The organism is Paenibacillus piri (assembly GCF_004354045.1).
Classification (GTDB): Bacteria; Bacillota; Bacilli; order Paenibacillales; family NBRC-103111; genus Paenibacillus_S; species Paenibacillus_S piri.
On sequence record NZ_SMRT01000017.1, the window covers coordinates 154,486 to 174,954 of the forward strand.

15 protein-coding genes are annotated in these 20,469 nt (G+C 50.9%); 1 reads left to right on the forward strand and 14 read right to left on the reverse strand.

All coding sequences use genetic code 11. From position 1 onward, the window contains the following. The first annotated feature begins 97 nt into the window (after positions 1-97). The gene (locus tag E1757_RS27770) at positions 98-949 is read left to right on the forward strand and encodes an AraC family transcriptional regulator (RefSeq protein WP_133234362.1); all 852 of its coding nucleotides are present in this window, start codon (positions 98-100) and stop codon (positions 947-949) included. 230 nt (positions 950-1,179) lie between these two features. On the opposite strand, the gene E1757_RS27775 is transcribed toward E1757_RS27770, so the two are convergent. The 14 genes from E1757_RS27775 to E1757_RS27840 all read right to left on the reverse strand — a co-directional run bounded on the left by E1757_RS27775 (position 1,180) and on the right by E1757_RS27840 (position 20,391). Then, positions 1,180-2,253, reverse strand: a complete 1,074-nt coding sequence (locus E1757_RS27775; protein WP_133234364.1) for a Gfo/Idh/MocA family protein — start codon at positions 2,251-2,253, stop codon at positions 1,180-1,182. A gap of 58 nt (positions 2,254-2,311) precedes the next feature. Next, complete coding sequence (locus E1757_RS27780; protein ID WP_133234366.1) at positions 2,312-3,139, reverse strand: carbohydrate ABC transporter permease; 828 nt, start codon at positions 3,137-3,139, stop codon at positions 2,312-2,314. A 16-nt stretch (positions 3,140-3,155) separates the two neighbouring features. Next, on the reverse strand, positions 3,156-4,064 hold the full coding sequence (locus tag E1757_RS27785; RefSeq protein ID WP_246079577.1) for a carbohydrate ABC transporter permease: 909 nt from the start codon (positions 4,062-4,064) through the stop codon (positions 3,156-3,158). A 76-nt stretch (positions 4,065-4,140) separates the two neighbouring features. Further along, complete coding sequence (locus E1757_RS27790) at positions 4,141-5,457, reverse strand: ABC transporter substrate-binding protein (protein ID WP_133234368.1); 1,317 nt, start codon at positions 5,455-5,457, stop codon at positions 4,141-4,143. A 415-nt stretch (positions 5,458-5,872) separates the two neighbouring features. Beyond that, a complete protein-coding gene (locus tag E1757_RS27795; RefSeq protein ID WP_133234370.1) occupies positions 5,873-6,889 on the reverse strand; it encodes a LacI family DNA-binding transcriptional regulator in 1,017 nt (338 codons plus the stop codon). A gap of 172 nt (positions 6,890-7,061) precedes the next feature. Further along, on the reverse strand, positions 7,062-7,391 hold the full coding sequence (locus E1757_RS27800) for a hypothetical protein (RefSeq protein ID WP_246079579.1): 330 nt from the start codon (positions 7,389-7,391) through the stop codon (positions 7,062-7,064). Positions 7,392-7,727: 336 nt separating this feature from the next. Further along, positions 7,728-8,996 (reverse strand): alpha-L-fucosidase, encoded by a 1,269-nt coding sequence (locus tag E1757_RS27805; protein ID WP_133234372.1) that lies wholly within the window; start codon positions 8,994-8,996, stop codon positions 7,728-7,730. Positions 8,997-9,019: 23 nt separating this feature from the next. Further along, complete coding sequence (locus E1757_RS27810; RefSeq protein ID WP_133234374.1) at positions 9,020-10,768, reverse strand: alpha-L-fucosidase; 1,749 nt, start codon at positions 10,766-10,768, stop codon at positions 9,020-9,022. Positions 10,769-11,616: 848 nt separating this feature from the next. Further along, the gene (locus tag E1757_RS27815; protein ID WP_246079581.1) at positions 11,617-13,302 is read right to left on the reverse strand and encodes an ABC transporter substrate-binding protein; all 1,686 of its coding nucleotides are present in this window, start codon (positions 13,300-13,302) and stop codon (positions 11,617-11,619) included. Positions 13,303-13,328: 26 nt separating this feature from the next. Next, entirely contained in the window at positions 13,329-14,225 is an 897-nt protein-coding gene (locus E1757_RS27820) for a carbohydrate ABC transporter permease (protein WP_133234376.1), read from the reverse strand. A 24-nt stretch (positions 14,226-14,249) separates the two neighbouring features. After that, the gene (locus tag E1757_RS27825) at positions 14,250-15,218 is read right to left on the reverse strand and encodes an ABC transporter permease (RefSeq protein ID WP_246079584.1); all 969 of its coding nucleotides are present in this window, start codon (positions 15,216-15,218) and stop codon (positions 14,250-14,252) included. Between the two features lie 229 nt (positions 15,219-15,447). Further along, the gene (locus E1757_RS27830; RefSeq protein WP_133234380.1) at positions 15,448-17,760 is read right to left on the reverse strand and encodes a helix-turn-helix domain-containing protein; all 2,313 of its coding nucleotides are present in this window, start codon (positions 17,758-17,760) and stop codon (positions 15,448-15,450) included. 322 nt (positions 17,761-18,082) lie between these two features. Continuing rightward, positions 18,083-19,345: a nickel pincer cofactor-dependent isomerase, group 22 gene (locus tag E1757_RS27835; RefSeq protein WP_133234382.1), complete on the reverse strand. Its 1,263-nt coding sequence runs from the start codon at positions 19,343-19,345 to the stop codon at positions 18,083-18,085. 29 nt (positions 19,346-19,374) lie between these two features. Then, positions 19,375-20,391 carry a LacI family DNA-binding transcriptional regulator gene (locus E1757_RS27840; RefSeq protein ID WP_133234384.1) on the reverse strand — a complete coding sequence of 339 codons (1,017 nt, stop codon included), beginning with the start codon at positions 20,389-20,391 and terminating at the stop codon, positions 19,375-19,377. Positions 20,392-20,469 lie beyond the last annotated feature (78 nt).

Consider the following 20,469-nt stretch of genomic DNA (forward strand, 5'->3'; position numbering starts at 1 on the left):
TTCAAGTTCGCTACTTTAGTATATCAAGGCTATGGTATCATAGACATGTATGAAACTAATCTTTACCCGTCCATTATTAACATTTACAGGTGAACATATGATGAATGCACAACAATCTGCTTTCTTGGCGGATCTACTTCAAAACCTTCAGATACATGTCTTGGAAGCTCATCTTACTCAGTGTACCGAATCGTGGAGTCTGCATGATTTTACACCGGTGTACAATAAACTATATTGGATTCTGGACGGAGAAGGCCGGATCAAAATAGGCGATCAAGAACTACACCCTCATCCAGGGCAACTTTGCTTGCTGCCCGCTCATTCGTTGCAGTCTTATTCCGTCATCAACAATCTTCCATATTTTAAATATTGGTGCCATTTCACCGCGCATATCGGTCCGTTTGATCTATTCCAATGGCTGGACATACCGCTCTATATGAGGGTCAGCGATGCCGAGCAGATGACAACATGGTTTAAAGAGCTTGTTGCGCTATTCCACGATTCTGCGTTAACATCCCGGCTTCGCGAAAAGGCAATCCTGCTGCAAATTATATCCTGCTATTTAGAATCTGTTCCCGTCCATATGCTGCAGCAGCGCACCGAAGAAATGGATAGACTAGGCCAACTGCAGAGATTCATCGAACACAATCTGCATAAAAGCATTACCGTGGAGCAAATGGCAAAATCCGTCCACTTCCACCCCAATTACTTGATCAAATATTTCAAAAAGCACTTCGGCTTGCCACCCGCTAAATATAAGCATCGCAAACGGATGGATAAAGCTAAATTTCTGCTCACAACAACGTCGCTGAGCATGAAAGAAGTCGCTGAGCAGACCGGTTTTGAAAGTACGAATCATTTTACAAAAAGCTTTCGCAAAGTAACAGGGTTTCCGCCGACGGAGTATCGGAAGAATGTACGGGGCAGCACTTCGCCCTCCAACACCTGAGTTGCTGAGGTAAGTCCTGAGCGGCATAAACGACACTCCAGCAGAAGTTGCGTGTGCGGGTAGCCCCGAAACTTATAAATTCTATAATGATAACAAAAATAAGAGGCCGCTTCCGCGACCTCTTCCCTTAACGATAAAATATGCAAACGCCTTCGCGATGCCAGTTCTGCCCCCGACTCGGTCACCGGTCTATGTCTCTGCCCTGTATCCCTGCCCCTGCCTCGGTCCTGTCAGTTGCCGGCCATCGCATCGACGATCAGCTTGAACAGCTTCAGATCCTCCTTGGAGTCCTCTACCGTCGTTTTCGGTTGAACGCCCTTCGTCACGACGTCGTGGAAATATTCCAGCTCGATCGTATACGCGTCTTTAAAGGACGGGCGCTCGACCGTTCGGTTGAAAGCTTCGCCGGCCGTTTCCTCGACCACCTTCGTCGTCGGCAGATGACGTATATACGGCGTATCATACTGAATCATGACGGCCTTCCGGTCACCATATACCTGGATATGCGCATCGAACCGCCTTTGATTGTCGACGCCCGTTTCGAAAGTGGCATTGTAGCCGTCGTATTCAAGTATGGCGTTCATAAACTTCCCGCCGTTCCATTGGGACGCTGCGATCACCCGCTTCGGTATGCCGATGATTTCGCGCATCGCCGACAGATCATGGCTGCTCAGCCCGCAGAGCAGCCGGTAAACGGACTTCAGCTCCTGCGGAGCGTCGCCGATCGCCTCGTGCACCATGCGCTGCGCGCGCTCCTGCTTGTCGCGTACCGCCGTTTCCGGAAAATCGTCGGGCCGCAGCACATTGGATGTTTGCTCAATGATGAGCCGGTTCGCCCCGATTATCGCACGGATGCGGGCATAGTTGATTTTATCCAGCCGCTTGACCTCTTCGACCGCGCTTATATAAGCCGGCGCAAACCGTCTCATGTACCCTACCATCACCTGAGCGCCGGACTCGTCCCTCGCCCGGATGATCGCATCCGCATCCGCCAACGTCAGGCAAACCGGCTTTTCGATCAGAACATGCTTCTTGTTTTTCAATGCGGCAATCGCGCATTCCGCATGATATTCGTCGCTGTTCAATACGAACACGGCATCCAGATCGGCCTGCTTCGTCAGCTCGATCGCATCGGTGTATCGGCGGTTGACATTGTATCTGTCTCCCATAGCCTCCAGCAGCCGGGGCGAAATATCGCAGATGGCGGCGATTTCGTAACGGTCCGACAACGATTCCAAAATGGGAAGATGCGTAATTTGAGCGACCTCGCCCAATCCGATTATGCCGACTTTTACTTTGTTCATGATGTTTTCGACTCCTTCTCGATATCCGATTTTTTTTGCAAACTTCGGCACCGGATTTCTAGCCTTTCACCGATCCGGCCACCGCACCATGAATCATATACTTTTGGACGAACAGCAGAAAGATGAACACCGGCATCATTGCCAAGGTCGCCGCCGCCGTCAAGCTGCCCCAATCCGTTGCGTATTGCTGCATAAACAACTGCAGGCCGACCGGGATGGTCATCAAATTCTCGCTTCTTAAAAATACACTCGCAATCAAATATTCATTCCAGGAAAATAAAAAAGAAAAAATGGCAACCGCAGCGACCCCCGGACCCGAGATAGGGAGAACGATTTTAATAAAGCTTTTCAGCCGGCTGCAGCCGTCGATCCAGGCCGCCTCCTCGAGATCCTTCGGAATCGCGTCGAAAAAACCTTTATACATCCAAATCGCAAACGGCAGATGCACCGTAATATAGAGCAGTACCACCGAAAAATGCGAATCGATCAAATTCAATTTGCGGAACATAATGAACAGCGGAATCAGCACCAAAATAACGGGAAACATTTGCAGCATAAGCAGGGAACGCGAAAATCCGGAAATAAACCAGGAACGGTATCTGGAAATGGCATACCCGGCGAAAGCCGCAATCAATATGCTGAATCCGGTGCCGTAAAACGAAACGATCCAGCTGTTTTTAAACTGCGTCCAAAACTGCGTCCGCGAATTCAAATACGCGTAATTTTCCAAGGTCAGCCTGGCCGGCCATATTTGCTTCGAGCTCAATATTTCGGTATTGCTTTTCAGGGAATTGATAATCATCGTCAAAATCGGCAAATTGACCAGCAGCACAATGATCAGCATCACGACAAACAATGCCCACCGTTTTACTTGTTTTATTCTCATCGACCGTCCTCCGCCGTCACTCTTGCTCTTGTTTTTTTAACAGCAGTAAAGCCAGCGCCATCAGTATGACCAGACTGACAATGGAGATGGCGGAACCGATTCCTACCGCGTTTTTGGAAAACGTATATTTGTAGGCCAAAATAATTAAATTTTCGGTCGCATTGGCAGGCCCTCCCTGCGTAAGCAGCCAGATCGTATCAAAATCGTTAAAGCACCAGATCGTCATCAAGATCCAGCAGACGACCGTTATCATTTTTAACTGGGGCAGCGTGATGTACCAGAACGACTGCCATCTGCCGGCGCCGTCCATGTGGGCGGATTCATACAGCTCCTGATTGATCGTCTGCAGTCCGGCCAGCAGCGAAATCATCATAAAAGGAAAGCTGCGCCACACCTTGATCATAATAACGGAAAAAATCGCCCAGCGCTCCGTTCCCAAAAACAGCACAGGCTCAAAGCCCATTCCCGTAATAATCGTATTAAAAAGCCCGGTTTGATCTCCGATCAGCCACCGCCAGCCGACGATGGAAACGACGGACGGCAAAATCCACGGCACCAGCAGCGCGACTCTGAAAAATCCTCTGCCGATGATGTCCTTGTTCAGGATCAGCGCCAATCCGAGACCGACGGCATAGCTGCCGATCACGCTGAATACGGCGAACACCGAGCTAAAATAGAGCGAGTGCCAAAAGTCGGGCATCGTCATCAGCTTCGCGTAATTGTCAAGCCCGATAAAGTCTCCCGCTTTCAGCAGCGAGCCGTTTTCCACGCTGTACATCAGACCCGTCAAAAACGGGTACACATTGATCATCATGATTAAAATGATGGACGGCAGCAAAAAATGATACGGCAGCCAGCTTATTGTTCGTTTGCGCAGCATATGTCCCGCTAGCTCCGGCCGCGAAGCTGCTGTTGGCTTTGCCAAATGTTATCCCCCCTCATGTACCGGGACGGCAGAGCGGCTGTCGGCCGCTCCCCGATTCCGGTTTCCCGGTACGCTCTTACTTTTGCTTCATAATTTCTTTTATTTTCGTTTCCGCTTTTTTCATCGATTCGGTCGGATCTTTGCCCATAATCAGCTCCTGGGTGAGCGTCTGCATCAAGCCTTCTCCTTCAATCTCATTCAACTCCGGGAACGAGGACGGATAGCGGGCCCCGGTTCCCGTACCGATCGGCACGTAATGGTCGAGAATAAATTTGACGTGTTCATCCTTTTGGAAATAATCGTTTTTGGCCACCGTTTTACGCGCAGGCAGCTGGTTGGAATGCCCTTCGGTCCAGAGCGGCGTGTTGTTCTCCAGCCACCAGGTCAAAAACTTCTTCGCTTCGGCCGGATGCTTGCTCTGCTTGTACACCATCATATTGTTCGCCCAGCGGATGGTCGCCGTTTCGCCGTGAGGTCCTTTTATCGGCGGAATAATGCCGATCTTGCTTTTCATCTCGGGCAAGGCGTCCTTGAAGCCGGGGTTGCGGATGATCATCGCCGCATTGCCCTGCCCGAACGATTTGACCGCGTCGTCGCCTTTAAACCCTGCGCCGGCCGGATTGATGGAGCCGTCCTTGACCATGCTGGCGATAAATTTGATCGCTTCCACATTGCGCTCATTCATAAAATCGACCTTTTTATCCGCCGTAAACATACCGCCGCCGTTGTTGAGCATAAGAGCGAATAAATAATGGGTTCCGCCTGTATCCGACGGCATAACCATGCCGTATTTGCCGCTGCCGGACAGTTTTTTGGCCGCCTCTCTCAGCTCGTCCCAAGTTTTGGGCACCGCAACGCCGGCTTTCTCGAACGTTTCCTTGTTGTAAAACGGAACGCGGATATCGAGCGCCCAAGGCATGGATACATAATGATTATCGTATTTCAGCGATTCCACCGTACCTTCATAGAAATCGTCCAGCTTTCCGGCCTTTTTCATCTCGTCAACCACATCGTCAACCGGTAAAATAGCGCCCATTTGATAAAACTGAAACGCCTGATAACCCGCCCCCGTGCTTACGTCCGGTGCGGTTCCGGATGCAATCGCCGTCGTAAAGGTCTGATACCAGTTGTCCCATGGCGTAGATTGATAAGATACTTTAATGCCCGGATTTTCCTCGTTAAACTTGGCGACCAATTTTTTGGCCACCTCTATGTATTCGGGCGGACCCCATACCATATCCCAAAACTTGAGTTCCACCGTTCCCTTCGCTTTCGCATCCTGGGCCGGGCTGTCCTTCGCCGTATTTGGAGCCGCAGGCTCCGATGTGCAGCCGGCCGAAGCCGTAACCGCAATGGCTGTCACGATGGCGGTCAGTATTGTCGTTTTACGCATAGTCTTGCCTCCCTCAATTAGTAAGAACGTTTTCAAAATTGAATGTAATTAAAACGCTTACATACTAACAAAAACTTTTGAGTTTTCAGACGTACCAACGAATTCCTTTGAAAAGGTTCCACTATCGCCCCCTTATTTATACTTTTCTGCTTACAGAAAACAAATTAGGCCCCGATTTGCTGACTGCATTTTGTAAAAACGTTTACACTTCACATCATATATTCAACCTTGGGGCATGTCAATCCTTATTTTGGATGAAAATGACATGTGATTAAAACTTTAGGGCGAAGCCAAAAGACCCCACGTCAGTGCGCGGGGAGGGATGCCAGTCCCATATCATCGGCGCAGCCATGCAAAAAAACCTCCGCATTAGCGCAGGTTTAGGTTGGGTACCGAGACTGAAAACCGTTACAGGTTAGACAGGACCGCTGCTTTCACGGACAACCAACTGGTTCTGGTAGACGATTTTTTTCGGCACATGGTTTTCATCGCCGTTTTGAATCAGCTCGAGCACCATGTCGACCGCAGCATTCCCCAGCTCGCGGATCGGCTGGCGCACTGTCGTCAAAGACGGCTTGTACAGCGCAGCGGTCGTAATATCGTCGAATCCGACGACGGATATATGTCCCGGCACCTGGATGTGACGATCCTCCATCGCTCTGATGGCGCCGATGGCAATAAGATCGTTCCCGCAAAAAACGGCCGTGTACGTTTTCTGCGAGTCGAGCAATGACGACATGGATTGGTATCCGAACTGGCTGAATTGCACCATATCGTCTCCCCCTCTGAATATGAGCCCTTCGTTCGGCGCTATGCCATGTGTCATCAGGGCGTTGCGGTAGCCGAGCTCGCGCTCATGGGAAACCGTCGGACCTCCGATATAAGCGATATGGCGGTGGCCGAGCCGGATTAAGTGCTCGACGGCATCCGTCGCCCCCTGCAGATTGTCCCCGATCACGCTGTTGATACCCGGTATCGACGGGCTGATCGACACAACGTGAAGCGAATGCGAAAGCTCCAGCAGCGCGTCGTTGTTGTGGGCTCCTTCAAAAAGCGACGAGGAGCCGAAAATGATACCGTCGACTCTCCTTACAGTGAAGCTCTGTATGATCGCCTGTTCTTTTTCGACATTTTTATTGTTGGAGCAAATGATAAGCGAGTAACCGTATTCCCATAGTTTATCCTGGATCACCTCGGCCAAAAGCCCCCAATATTCGTTTGACAAATTCGGGACAATGAGCCCGACCGTTCTGGTTTCCTTCATGATCATCGAACGCGCCGTATGATCGGGCTGGAAATTCAATTTTCGGATCGCTTCCTCTACTTTGAGCCGGGTCGTCTTTTTTACCCGGTCTTTATCGTTCAACACTCGCGACACCGTGGCAATGGACACGCCGGCCTGCAGCGCCACGTCTTTTATCGTAATTTTCATCGAAAGTCCCCATATACGGAAGTTTTATGTAAACGTTTTTATGTTTTTTACACCTCCTATGTTAGCCCAGGCCGCTTTTATTTGTCAATGCCGGGGGCTGACAGACGCCGCCGCATAGCCGCAGAGGCGCCGCATGGAGCCGGCGTTAGCTATCGGAATGGGACATAACCGATTAGCCGACCGGTTCGAGATAGCTTACTTTTTTGCCGGCACGGTGCGCGTACTCAATTTCTTTTCTCGTGCTTTCTCCGATATATCCGTTTACATTGATAACCAGGATTTCATCTGACAGATCGATTTTATGGAAGTGCAGCCAACCGAAAAGCTTGACCTGCTCCTCGGTTACTTTCACATGATCGCTTTGTTCGAAAAATCCGAGACTAAGGACGATCTTCCCCTGTAATGTCAAATTCGCTTCCGCTTCTTTGAATTGCTGTTTAAATTTTGTCGAACCGCAAAGGGTCACGATCCCCGGTTTCGTATTTTGCATAATCGGTTCCATTAAAGAACTCCCCTTTTTTTAATTTGCTGTGATCATTATAACACAAGGATAAACGGCCTCGCCGTCCCTAACGGACGAGCGCGTTTATCAAGATTGTGCGAAGCAAAGTATAGAATCTTAAACTTTCTATTCAAACACAAAAAACGCCTTGCGGCGTCCTTGGTGTACGATTATTTACGTTTGAACGTTGGGAGGGATGGATGTGGGATACAGCCGTTGTTGAAGTCGTGTTCTTTCGATTAGACTGGGGCCGGGGGAACACGACTTCAAAGACGGCCCGTAAACTCTCCCCCATCTATGTCCTCTTACTCTGTTCTACTCTTGTTCTCCTGCTGTTTATTCACATACCGACTCGTCAAATTCGAGCTTCAGCACCATGACCGCGTCGGTCAGCTCGTTAACCGGCAAATTGCGGATGCGCAAATACGGCCGCTCCCGCCACGCCCATGGAATCAAGTCGACGCTCGCCGTCAGCTCCCTGCCGTCGTTCAGTAGGGTCGCTCTGCGCGGAACGACATTCAACGGCTTGAGCACGATCGAATTGCTCTGCGTATCATTGTAAAGATGGATATAGATCGTATTTCCCCGACGCGTGGCCAATACTTCATCGCGAACCATCCGGCGTGCCGAGCCTTCCATCGTAATTTCGTCCCGGAAAATCATATCGGATGCAGGGACGGCATCGCCGAACGACTCTTTCACGCTATGGTACCATTCGCCGATTTTTTTCAAGGCGTCCACATTTTCCTCAGGGATCGTCCCGTCGGGCTTCGGCCCCACATTGAGCAAATAGTTGCCGCCCATCGCCATTATTTTATCGATGCTTTGCATAATGAATTTATTGCTGTAATAGTCTTCATCCGCTTTATAGCCCCAGCTTTCGCGACCCAGCGCCTGACACGCTTCCGTCGGCTTGCCGAACGAGCCTCCTTCAGGAACATGGCGTTCCGGCGTGTTATAATCGCCCTTGCCGGGACCACGGTCGTTGATCAAAATTCCCGGCTGCAACTCGCGGATCATTGCGTTCAAGCTAGGGTCCTCATGCTCGGCCACATTAACGTCCCAAAATATTTGATAAAGCGGACCGTAATTCGTGCACAGCTCCCTGATCTGGCGGCGGACGAATTCGTAATATTTATGAATATCAGGCTCGTCGCCTGTGCGCGGACCGAACATTTCATGATGCCGTCCCTGGTTCGGATAGTTCGGATGATGCCAGTCCGGGCATGAATAATACAGGCTGAGCGGGAAATTTCTGCGATGGCAAGCTTCGGCCAGCATGCCCAATATGTCTTTGCCGTAGGCGGAATTCATCACGTTGTAATCGGTATGCTTCGTGTCCCACATGCAAAAGCCGTCATGATGCTTCGTCGTGAAGCAAATATATTCCATCCCTGCCTGCTCCGCCATATCGAGCCACGCATCCGGATCGAATCGCTCCGGATTGAATTGGTGAATCAACTGCTCGTAATCTTTGCGCTTCATATGACCGCGCCATAATATTTGTTCGTGCCAGGCAGGTATCGCATACAGACCCCAATGGACGAACAGGCCGAATCTGCGTTCAAAAAATATATCCCTTGCGTCTTGAAATCTTGGAATCATCGAAAAATCCTCCTGACAGCCGTTTATTGTGGGATGAATTGGACGGAAATAAGCTTCAAGCCCAGTCCTTTATCGGTGTTCAGCTTGACCGGGTCGATCGTAAGCTTGTGCTCACCCTGTGCCAGCTGCAAAGTGCCGCATTTCGAACGGATCCGGTTAAAATAGAGTGACCGCGAGTTGACAATCCGCTCCTGCTCTTCCACTACGCAGGACAGCTTCTGCCCGTCCGCTTCGATAACCAGCTCGTGACCGCCTTCCCATTGACCGATCTGTTCCCCGATGGCGCTTCTTGCCTTCTCGGCCATACTGATGATTTCAACGTTGAAGCGGCCCGGCGCTGCAACCTTGAATTCCCAGCTTAACGAGTCGCCGGCGTTGAGCCAGTTCGTTATCGTCCCCGATTTCGACAATGCGATCCCCGGGGAGCTCGTATTATGAATCGCGGCATGATGCGCCTCCAGTACAATTTGCCCGTCCGCGCGCTGCATCAGCGCATTATCGGCCGTGGCGTCGCCTTCAATCTCGAGCGCCAGCACGGACACGGCCGCATCCGGCGCTTCCGCCGGCAGCGTGATCTTCAGATCGTACGAACCCGATCCGGAATCGTACGATTGCTCGACCTGCAGCTTCCGCTCCGGCTCCGCAAGCAGGTAAGCCTGACGAACCCGATTGTTCAGACCGCGCAGCACAAACGGTTCTCCGGGCCATTCGAACAAGTGCGCGAACACTTTTCCCGGTTTGGTCGTTAGGGTGCCCCATGCGAATTCGGTCGCAAACGGGTTCGCGCCCGTACCGTAAACCGCTTCTCCGTTTACATCCAGCCAGCGGCCTACCGCCTGAAGCACCTCGATGCTCGGCTGCGGGATGACGCCTTCGGCCGTCGGCCCCACATTCAGCAAATAGGTGCCGCCTTTGCCGATGATGTCCGCCAGCAGCTTCGTAATAAGCTCCGGCGATTTCCAATGATGGTCGTTCGTCTTGAAGCCCCATGTATGATTCAAGGTGGCGCAGGTTTCCCAGTCGGCTTCAAGCGCAGTTGCCGGCGTTTCGTTGTCGCCCAGACAGACGTAATCGCCGAAGCCGTTGCCTACTCGCCCGTTCACGATGCAGTCCGGTTGAATGCTGCGCACAAAGTCGGCCAAATCACGGCTTTGCGCATCCGTCATTGTCAGCGGAGTATCGAACCAGATCAGACCGACAGGGCCGTACTGGGTCAGCAGCTCCTTTACCTGCGGCTTAACTTTCTCTTCCAGATAGGCGGCAAAGTTTTTCTCGTCGGCGTTCGGGAAATCCCAATCGTTGCCTACGGCGTCCTTCTCGTACCAGTCCTGTGTCTGCGAGTAATAAAAGCATAGCTTCAGTCCGGCCCTGGCGCATTCATCGGCCAATTCCTTCATCGGATCGCGACCGAACGGCGTCGCATCGACGATATTGTACGCCGACACCTTGGAGTGGTACATGCAAAAGCCGTCATGATGCTTGGCTGTAATGACGATATATTTCATTCCCGCTTGCCTGGCGGTTTCGACCCACTCGTGGGCGTCGAACTTGACCGGATCAAACCGGGAAGCCAGCTGCTCATATTCGGATACCGGGATTTGAGCCCGCTTCATAATCCATTCGCCGATGCCCGGTATTTCCTTTCCCTTCCATTTGCCGGCCGGAATCGCATAAAGCCCCCAATGTATAAACATGCCGAATTTGGCTTCCCGCCACCAAGACATTTTACCGGTACCGGAATTCGACCCGGCTTTTACCGTTTCGCTGCTCATAACCTCATTGCCCCTTTCGTAATGAATGCCGTTATTCTTATGTTAAACAAACAGGCACGCGACTTGAATGTACAATCCATCTTCAAATTTGCACAATCCTAATCTGATTTCAGATAAGGAAAACGCCTTGCGGCGTCCTAGGTGTAGGATATACGTTTGAGCGTGGGGAGGGATGGATGTGGGGTTACAGCCGTTGTTGAAGTCGTGTTCCTTCGATTAGACTAGGCAGGGGGAACACGACTTCAAAGACGGCCCGTAAACTTTCCACCCCACATCCATGCCCTCTTACTGTTCTACTCTTGTGTCTTCTGCTACCTCTTTTTTTACTACCGGTCTTCGATCCTGTATTCATAACCATGTACACCTTTGTCGTATTCCGGGTACATGGCTCCGCCGCAAGCTTCACATGCGAATTGCGGGGGCACTTCCGGGTCTCCATCATCCATCCTATCGAAGTCCCGGACCACACTAAGCGGTATTTGTTTCCCATGCTTCTTCACAAAATTTTCCCAATGGTTATGTTCATCAAAAAATATTTGTCGTAAAATATTGGTCTCTATAACTCTACTTACCAAAAAACTTAAAAAGGGGAACACCTTGGTTCCCGGATTTTATACTTTCTATTATGTTAAGGAAAACCGTCAGGGAAGATCATCCTGACGGTCCTTGGTTCTAACCATACGTTGGTGCGTTGGGAGGGAAATGGGTGTGGGGTTCCAATCGCTGTTGAAATCGTGTCCCATTGAATGTATGTAGCAGTATTGACACGATTTCAAAGGCGACCGCTATCGCTTTTCCACCCCATACCCATTTCCTTTCTGTTCTACCTTCTGCCAAACCAAGAGCTATTATTTTTTCTTAAACTTGGCATCGTACGCGGCTTGATAAATTTCCAGGTACCGCTTCAGATTCATGTTATCGAGGTTTTTCACGTATGAATCCCAGTTTTTGTCGATATCGGAATCGCCGGTAATAAAGCGGGCCATCATTTCTTTCACGTGATCGAGAATTGTTTTCTCCATGTCGGCAATTTCCGATGCCTGTTCGGCCGTAAAAAATACGGGCGGCATCACTTTGTCGATCTTCATTTGATACGGTTCCATTCTTTCCTTCGTTTGATTGTACAAAATAACTTCCAGCGGCTGCTCCGGATTTTGCGCTTCGCCTAAACGGAAATCGTTCGAACGGTAGCTTGGTCCTGTTTGGCCCCAGTTCACATTTTGCACGCCGCCCCACGGGGTTAGCTGCTTCCAGATGGCCGGCTTGCCGTTAATGCCGATTTCATTTTTCTCTGCGTAGCGCCATTCCTTGCCTTCGATACCGGCATACCATCTGAGCGTCGTATCCGGCGAATTGTACAGGAAGTCGGCCAGACGGAAGGCGGCTTCCGGATTTTTGGCGTTTTTCGTAATGATGTATTGGCCGTTTCCGACGACGTACGGATGATAAGCTGCGTTCTGGAAGCCGTTCGGCCCCTTTAACGGAGGTACCGCTTCATAGGTCAGCCATCTGCCGCTCGAAGCGCCCAGTGTGGTCAACGAGCCCATATTATGCCCGGACGATGCGCCCAAAATGACCGTATCCGGATTTTCGCCCAGTTTTTTCAACTGGTTGTTATCCTGCGTCAATGCCTGAGGATCGATCAAGCCTTCCGCATACAGCTTGCGCAAATATTTCAAGCCTTCCTTCCACTCCGGCTTATTGTACGGGACGGTAACCTTGCCGTTGTCCAGATACAGCTTGCGGGTGTCGTGATCGTAAATAAACGCGTTCATCAGGAACGAATCGAGCATTTGCGTTTCGAACAGATTGCTCGCCGACGCTTGAATCGAGCCGGACAGCGGAATTTCATCCGCCTTGCCGTTGCCGTTCGGGTCCTTCGTTTTGAACGCCTTCAGCACCTCGTAAAATTCGTCGGTCGTGGTCGGCATTTTCAGACCCAGCTTATCGAGCCAGGGCTTATGAATCCACATTCTTTGCTTGTACATACAGTGGTAGCATTCGTTAACCTGCGGCAGCGCATAAATTTTGCCGTCCGGCGCCGTAATCAAATCTTTGTAAAAGGCGTTGTCTTTAAACATCTTTTGAATTTCGACGCCGTATTTGTCGATCAGATCGTTCAGCGGAAGAAATACGCCCTGACTGCCGTTGATCATCATCTGCGTCGGCGACACGCCAAAGCCCATGATGACATCCGGATAGTCGCCGCTCGACAAGACGAGGTTTAACTTTTCCGTGGCTGATTTCTCAGGGGCCACTTCCCAATCGATGTGGATGTTCGTTTTTTGTTCCAGCCATTTCGTAAATTCGTTGGTGGAGAAATCCTCGACGGAAGCGCTTCCTTTTACAAGCACCTTGATTGTCGTTTTCTCGTTTGTGATCGGCAGCTGCCCCGGCGGATTCACTTTCGAGGCCGTCGGTTTTTTGCCGTCATCCTTCGGTGCCGCAGCTTCATCTCCGCCGCCTCCGCAGGCGCTTAAGGTCAATCCCAAGCCAAGCATGACGGTCAGCAAGCCCAACATCGTCTTTTTCAAAATAAAACCCTCCTTTTTCTTTTGAACTACCCTTTTAAGGAACCAATCATGATCCCTTTGACAAAATATTTTTGCACAAACGGGTAAACGATCATCAGCGGCAGCGTGGCAACGATAATCAGCGAATATTTCAGCAGCTCCCGCAGTCCTTCCCTCTTGGCCGCTTCCTGCACATCGACGAGCATATTCAAGTCGACTTCGTTTTGTACCAGAATATCTCTTAACACAAGCTGCAGAGGGAATAATTTCTGACTTTTCAGATAAATCAACGCGTTAAAAAATGAGTTCCAATGACCTACCGCATAAAATAGCGTAATGACCGCAATGATCGGTCCGGATAGAGGCAGTACGATTTTCCAGACGAATTGGAAATCGGTGCAGCCGTCCAACTGGGAAGCTTCCAGCAGCTCGTCGGGAATCGTCGTTTGAAAGTAAGTCCGGGTAATGATCATATTCCATACGCCCAAGGCGCCGGGCAGCAGCATCGACCAGGTCGTGTTCAGCATGCCCAAATCTTTTACGAGCAAATATGTCGGGATCAAGCCGCCGGAAAACATCATCGTGAACACGAACAAAAACATAAAGACGTTTTTGCCGTAAAAATCTTTTCTCGACAACGGGTATGCGGCGAGAATCGTCATCACCACATTAATAACCGTCCCGGCTACCGTGTAATAGAACGAATTCATAAATCCGCTGAGAATCAGCTTATGTTTGAACACCGCGCTGTAGCCTTCCAAAGTCGGGCTGACCGGCCAAAGCCATACTCTGCCCGAAATAACCGCTTCCGAGCTGCTGATTGAAGCGCTTGCTATATAGATCAGCGGGTAAAGTATCGTAATCAGAAATAGCGATAATATGACGTAATTCGTAACGGTGAACAGCTGATCCGCTTTTGTTTCCTTAATTGTCGAATGCTCCATGGCGATCTCCTTTCCTATGTTCGTTTACCATAAGCTGGCCTGCTTCGTCTTCTGGGCAATTTTGTTGACGAGCAACAGAAGAATCAGGTTAATAACGGATTTGAACAGGCCTATGGCGGAGGAATAGGAATAATTCATAGCCTGGGAAGCTAACCCGACCTTGTACACATACGTATCGATGACCTCCGATGTCCGGATGTTGAGCGGATTTTGCATCAATAACACTTTCTCGAAGCCAATATCGAGCATATGTCCGGTGTTCATAATCAGCATGATGATCGCAATCGGCATAATGCCGGGCAGATCGATATGCCACATGCGCTGTACCTTATTCGCGCCATCGACGACGGCGGCTTCATGCAGCGAAGGATCGATGCTTGCAAGCGCTGCCAAATAAATGATGCAGGAGAAGCCGACGCTTTGCCATATGCCCGACCATACATAGATCGATTTGAAATATTCCGGTGTACCCATAAAGCTGACCGGCGCAAAGCCCAATCCTTTGATGACGGTATTGACGATCCCGTTGCGCGGGTCCAGCAGCTCGAGTATAATCCCGACCATGACGACCACCGAGATGAAGTGAGGGGCGTAGGTGATCATCTGAACCGATTTTTTGAAAAACTGGTTTTTGACGTAATTCAGACAAAGCGCAAGCAGGATCGGAAACGGAAAGCCCGCCACCAGGCTGTATACGCTCAAAATAATCGTATTGTTCATGATTCTCCAAAACTCGTACGAATTGAAGAATCGCACAAAATGCTTGAAGCCGACCCAATCGCTTCCCGATATTCCTTTCGTTACGATAAAATCTTTAAAGGCGATTTGGGCGCCATACATCGGCACATACTTAAAAATAATAATGTAAAGGACAGGCAGCGCGATAAGTACGTACAGACGCCAAACTTTGCGGATTTTTGTAATCGGGGTCCGGCTTCTCGTTTTCACTTTTACTTTCGATTCAATCCCTGAGGCTTGTTTAAGCGCTTCCAAATGTTCACCTCCCCGTGAGTAAGCTTCCTCCGATTCCGAAGAAAGCCGTATGTCCACACCGCTTTTTCCAAAACCGGCAATGCAGTGCCCCCTTTCTCTGTCTGCTTCCACATAAGAATAACTTTCAGCCGGACGGCTGTAAATGTGAAAGGTTACGGATGCATGTGCAGCGTTTAAGATAGGTAATGTGCAATCGTTCATCACATGTGCATTTATGAAGAATGCGCTTTCAATTCGCTTTTAAACGGCGATATTCCGACGTGCTGACCGCATGAATCCGCTTAAACGCCCGGCAGAATGTATTGGATGAGCTGTAGCCGACCTGCTGCGCGATTTCGTACACCGGCAGCCTTGTTTTGGACAGCAGCTCCTTGGCATGGGTCATGCGCAGCTCCTCCAAATATTCGGAAAAATTGATCCCCGTTTGTTCTTTAAAAAATTGCGACAAATAGCCTTTGGAAATGTCCATCCGGTCCGCCACCGATTCAAGGCTCAACTCATGCTGCGCATAGTCGTTCTGCAGCAGCGCCAAGATGTTCTCCAGCAGCTCGACATTTTGGCTTTTTTTATGGTCGTTGACGAACTCGCATACTTGCCGGTATGCCTGCTCAAGCGATTGATAGCTTTTTTCCAGACCCGTATAGGAGCCCGCATCACCGGCAAACGGCTTCAGCTGCTCCAACGCCGTTTCGTCATGAATACCGACCTGCGGCATCAGCTTCACGACCGTCCCCCACATTTCATTCATAAACAGCCTCAGCATCTGAACCGATAAGCGCCGTTCCTCAAAGTTGATGCGGTAAAGCTCCTCCAGCAGCGCGGCTACGGAGGCATGCTCGCCGGCTTTGGTCAGATTGCTCATCCGATGCTCCAAATCCGACGGATAATAATACCCGTTATTTTCTTTCGGCAGCTCTTCATACCACATGACTCCGTTCATATTTCTCCAGGACAAATATTCGAGGGAGCGCTTCGCTTCCTCATAGGAGCGGTACACGTTCAGCACATCCTCATAAAGACCGCCCAATCCGAAACGCGTAGTCGTGTTTAGTACGGACTGGATCGTTGCGCTTACCCGGCCGAGCATTTCCTCCAGCGCGGCACGGCGCTCCATCGGCTGGTCGGCGGAGAAGGCGAACAATAGCGCAATCTGATCCTCAGCCACATCATGCCAATGCACGCTGCCGCCGGCCGCCTCGCGTAACATATCTTTGACCATGACGCGCCTGACAGCCAGCTCCTCAAGCACATCGCGGTCCAGACCATTATCGTATCCCCTGAGCTGAAGAATCGCGGCCATATAATGGGGGCCCTGCATATCGAGACCGACATGCTGCAGCAGGACCGGAATATCTTTATGCGTCATATATTCGCCTTTCAGCAGCCGCTCGAAGAGCGCGGCCTGCAGCAAGGGCGCCTGCTTTTCCATCTTCCTTTGCAACTCCTGATTGTTGTCGATCAGACGGGACACGGCATCGCGAATGAAATGGTACGCGTCCGGTCCGTAATACCTTTCGCCGTTCGTCCGCTCCATGATCGTTTCGATAATGTTTTTCAATGGCCGGCCGTTCCTGTAGGCGATCAGGAAAGCGATCAACAGGCCGACAGCCAAAAATACGAACGCCAATGTAAACGTTATCTTTTTAATATACAACACTTTTTTCAATACGACATAATCCGGCTGCGCGACAAGGTAAGTCCAGCCGTTGTACTGCGAAGTCGTGTACGTAACCATCATTTTCCGTCCGTTGATGTCCTGCAGCATGCTTCCGTGCCTGCCGGACATGCTGCTCTGGTCGATCCATTTGACATTGGCGCCGGATGGAACCGAGCTGACCACGTCGCCGTTTTCGTTCATAATATACGCCCAGCCGCCATCGGAAAGATCGAGGCCGCCGAGCAGCTTTTGAATTTCCCGGTTGTCCATCGTAACCGCTACGGATCCTTGAGGAAAGCCCGGGTAGCCCAGCGATTGAATATACGTCATCAGCGAATAACGCGCTCCGTTAACGAGCACTTCCTGGGCCGGCAGCACCTTCCGCTGGTAATTTTCCCCCATAAACAAGCTTTTCCATGCATCGGCTTCGATATGGGTATAATTCATGTACTTTTGAAAATCCCGCAGCAAAAATGTGGAGCTCTCGGCCAGGACAAGCTCACTGTTTTTATAAGTGACGAAATAGTTGAAAATAAAATTGTTGGACAAGCTGAAATTATAAATACTTTTGCGCGTGTCCAGCACACGGTACGTGTTGGCTCCTTCAAACGGCTTTGTAATATTCGTAAACTGCATAATCCGCGAATCGTTGACGAGCTGCAGCGCGATGGAAGAAATTTCCGAGAGCCTGCGGTCCATAATATCCCGGCTTTGCTGCAGCAAATTCATGTTGGCCGTCGTCACTTCTTTTTCCATTTCAACCAACGTTTTGTTATATATAATCCAGCCAACCAGCAGCGGCAGCAGCAGCAGCAGCATATTCGGCACCATAAAACGCAGCAAAAACCCGCGGCCGTTGGCCCTGTTTCGTTTGACAATCCACATAAAGATTCCCTCCCGGCATTGAGGATTGATACCATTGTAATTGACTTCCCACCCGCAGACAACGAGAAAAACTGTCGAATTTTGTCGAATTATAAAATAAAATATTTGACCTCCGCTCAAAATAAACGGCTGCGCTGCTCCAAAGGAGTTCTCGACGGACGGCGAAGCCGTTTATCCTTGAGCTGTACGAAGCCATGTATGGCCTTTGCCCTTACGGGCAGCACAAAAACGGGGGCGCCGACCGGCACCCCCGCAATGCGTAACATTTGTAATTCGCTTGTGAACTGCGGCAACATGCTGCCGCTTCGCAACAAAGCTATTCCTACCAAGCCGTAAAATTGCCGTGCTCGTCAAACCGCATCGGTTCGGGCTCACCCACAATCTCAATATCGGCGCGCCCCCGTATTTCGGGAAGCAGCGATTCGGACACATACAAGTGCTCCAAATGCAAGGTGCTGTGAATTCGCGCAAATCGCGCTTTCACCGGCTCGATTCCCCAATTGGCTTTCATCGCCGTCTCGACGGCTTCTCTGTCGTTTGCCATAATAATCGGGATCATCGCCCGGTGTAAAAAAGTGCTTGTAATGACGTTTTCATTCGTTTTTTGAAAATCGACCTTGTCGAACAGCCGTTTCGTCGTAATATCGGCCAGCCCGATGCCGAGCGCGTTGCCGTGGCTCTCCTCGCTCAAATCGCCGGCAATTACATATTTGATGCGCGGCTTGTCGAAGTCGCTAACGCCATGAATCCGGACCCGGCCGATAATGTTCGTGTCCATGCCGGTGCCGCTGTGGTTTTTGCCGATCTCATCCACCATAAGGATATCCAGATCTTCTACAGGCAGGCTTGGCATGTAGGAAGCGGACAGCTTCAGCAATTCTTTTTCCCGGATGGGGATCTGCTCCGCAGTCATCGCTTCGATCACGGCGGTTTGCTCGGACGCATTTTCCACAATGCCGATGCCCGCCAAAATGTTGGCTTTATCCAGCACGACCTTGGCCACCTCCGGCATCATATCGCGGATTCCCGGCACGCCGTGATGATGCAGCGCCAGCGCCTGCTTATGCTTGCCCATGCCGATCGCCGCCATCTTCATCAAGCCGCTCTCGTAGCCGTGGGGAGACTGGAAGTCGGTATGCACCTTGATTCTTCCGATAATCATGATGCCGTCGGCTTCCCATGCGTGCCGGTCTACATAGACTTCCACCCCGTCCGGCGTCCGTCCGATCCGCTCGACGTCCATGGACGAACGAATCGGCGCCCCGCAGAACGACTCCGTAATCCCGTAGCCGTGCAGCACCTCCACCTGTCCTTCGGCCGTTGCGCCGCCATGGCTGCCCATCGCGGGAATAATAAAAGGCTCCGCACCCCATTCCTGCAGCTGGCGCACCACCGCTTGAATAATAAGGTGAATGTTGGCGATACCGCGGCTGCCTGCCGTCAAGGCGATTCGCATGCCGGGTGTGACGGCCTGCTTCAACGCGATGCGCGACATTTGCTCCTGTACGGCTGCAGCGATCTCGCCGGGCTCAATCATCGGACCGTGAAATTTTTGCTTGATTCGAACCACTTTCGGAAAATCCACAGTAATTCCCTCTTTCGGCATTGGGTTGGTCATATTTTATAGGAAGTCGAACGTCTGACAAACAGTTCCGGCTTGAATTTGATTTGAATCCTCGGCTCATCCTGCGGCCTCGTGCGATCGGACGGTCCGGCCTCGATCATCGCAATCAGATGCTCGGCGGCCATCTCGCCCATTCTGAATTTGTGCTGGCCGACGCTCGTCAGCTGAATCGCTTGATGGGATGCCAATCCGATGTCGTCGAAGCCGGCCAAAGCAACCTGCGAGGGAACCGATAATCCCATCGAGAGCAGGGCGTCCAAGCAGGCAATCGCCATTTCGTCGTTCACGCAGATGATGGCGGTCGGCGGGCTAGCGAGCTGCATCAGCTTCCATGCCAGCTTCTGCGCCTCAAGCGCATCGGATGCGTTGAAATGAACCAGCTCCTGCCGCACGGACAGCCGCGCCTCGGCCATCGCTTTTTCAAACCCGGCCCAACGTTCATAAAAGGTCGAAATATCCGGCGGGCCGGACAAGTAGGCGATATCCCGATGCCCCATATCGAGCAGATGCCTCGTCAGCAGCCCGCCCGCCGCTTCGTTGTCCATCGCTACATAATTGCAGGCGCTGCGATGGCGCCGGTTAAACAGCATATACGGAATGCCCAGCTGCTCCAGCTGCGTAAAATGCGGATCGTCCAGCTTGACGCACGATACGATAATTCCGTCAACCTTGTAGCCCTGCACCGCCGTCATCATTTCTTCGAGGCTTCCTTCGTTTTCAAAATAAACCATCGTCTTATAGCCGCGGCCCGCCGCGTAAGTGACGATCTGATCCGTCGACTGGGCAAAAAAGTTGTTTTTGAGCGTCCCCGAAACGAGGGCGATTGTACGCGTGCTTCGTGCAACCAAACTGCGCGCCGCCAAATTCGGCTGGTAATTCAATGCCTTCATCGCGTTAAGCACTTTCGTTCTCGTATCAGGACGGACGCTTTCCGGATTGTTCAACACGCGCGAGACGGTAGCTTGCGAGCAGCCCGCCAGCTTGGCAACGTCTTTGGATGAAACCATATGTCCGACTTCCCCTTGCACATTGATGAAATGAATACGTATTCTTTCGTACTAGTATAACGCTTCAAAATAACGTAA

What these genes read in the sequence shown, in the direction of transcription:
- E1757_RS27770 (WP_133234362.1), top strand. Translation starts at nt 98, where the DNA reads ATGATGAATGCACAACAATCTGCTTTCTTGGCGGATCTACTTCAAAAC.
- E1757_RS27775 (WP_133234364.1), bottom strand. Translation starts at nt 2,253, where the DNA reads ATGAACAAAGTAAAAGTCGGCATAATCGGATTGGGCGAGGTCGCTCAA.
- E1757_RS27780 (WP_133234366.1), bottom strand. Translation starts at nt 3,139, where the DNA reads ATGAGAATAAAACAAGTAAAACGGTGGGCATTGTTTGTCGTGATGCTG.
- E1757_RS27790 (WP_133234368.1), bottom strand. Translation starts at nt 5,457, where the DNA reads ATGCGTAAAACGACAATACTGACCGCCATCGTGACAGCCATTGCGGTT.
- E1757_RS27795 (WP_133234370.1), bottom strand. Translation starts at nt 6,889, where the DNA reads ATGAAAATTACGATAAAAGACGTGGCGCTGCAGGCCGGCGTGTCCATT.
- E1757_RS27800 (WP_246079579.1), bottom strand. Translation starts at nt 7,391, where the DNA reads ATGGAACCGATTATGCAAAATACGAAACCGGGGATCGTGACCCTTTGC.
- E1757_RS27805 (WP_133234372.1), bottom strand. Translation starts at nt 8,996, where the DNA reads ATGATTCCAAGATTTCAAGACGCAAGGGATATATTTTTTGAACGCAGA.
- E1757_RS27810 (WP_133234374.1), bottom strand. Translation starts at nt 10,768, where the DNA reads ATGAGCAGCGAAACGGTAAAAGCCGGGTCGAATTCCGGTACCGGTAAA.
- E1757_RS27820 (WP_133234376.1), bottom strand. Translation starts at nt 14,225, where the DNA reads ATGGAGCATTCGACAATTAAGGAAACAAAAGCGGATCAGCTGTTCACC.
- E1757_RS27830 (WP_133234380.1), bottom strand. Translation starts at nt 17,760, where the DNA reads ATGTGGATTGTCAAACGAAACAGGGCCAACGGCCGCGGGTTTTTGCTG.
- E1757_RS27840 (WP_133234384.1), bottom strand. Translation starts at nt 20,391, where the DNA reads ATGGTTTCATCCAAAGACGTTGCCAAGCTGGCGGGCTGCTCGCAAGCT.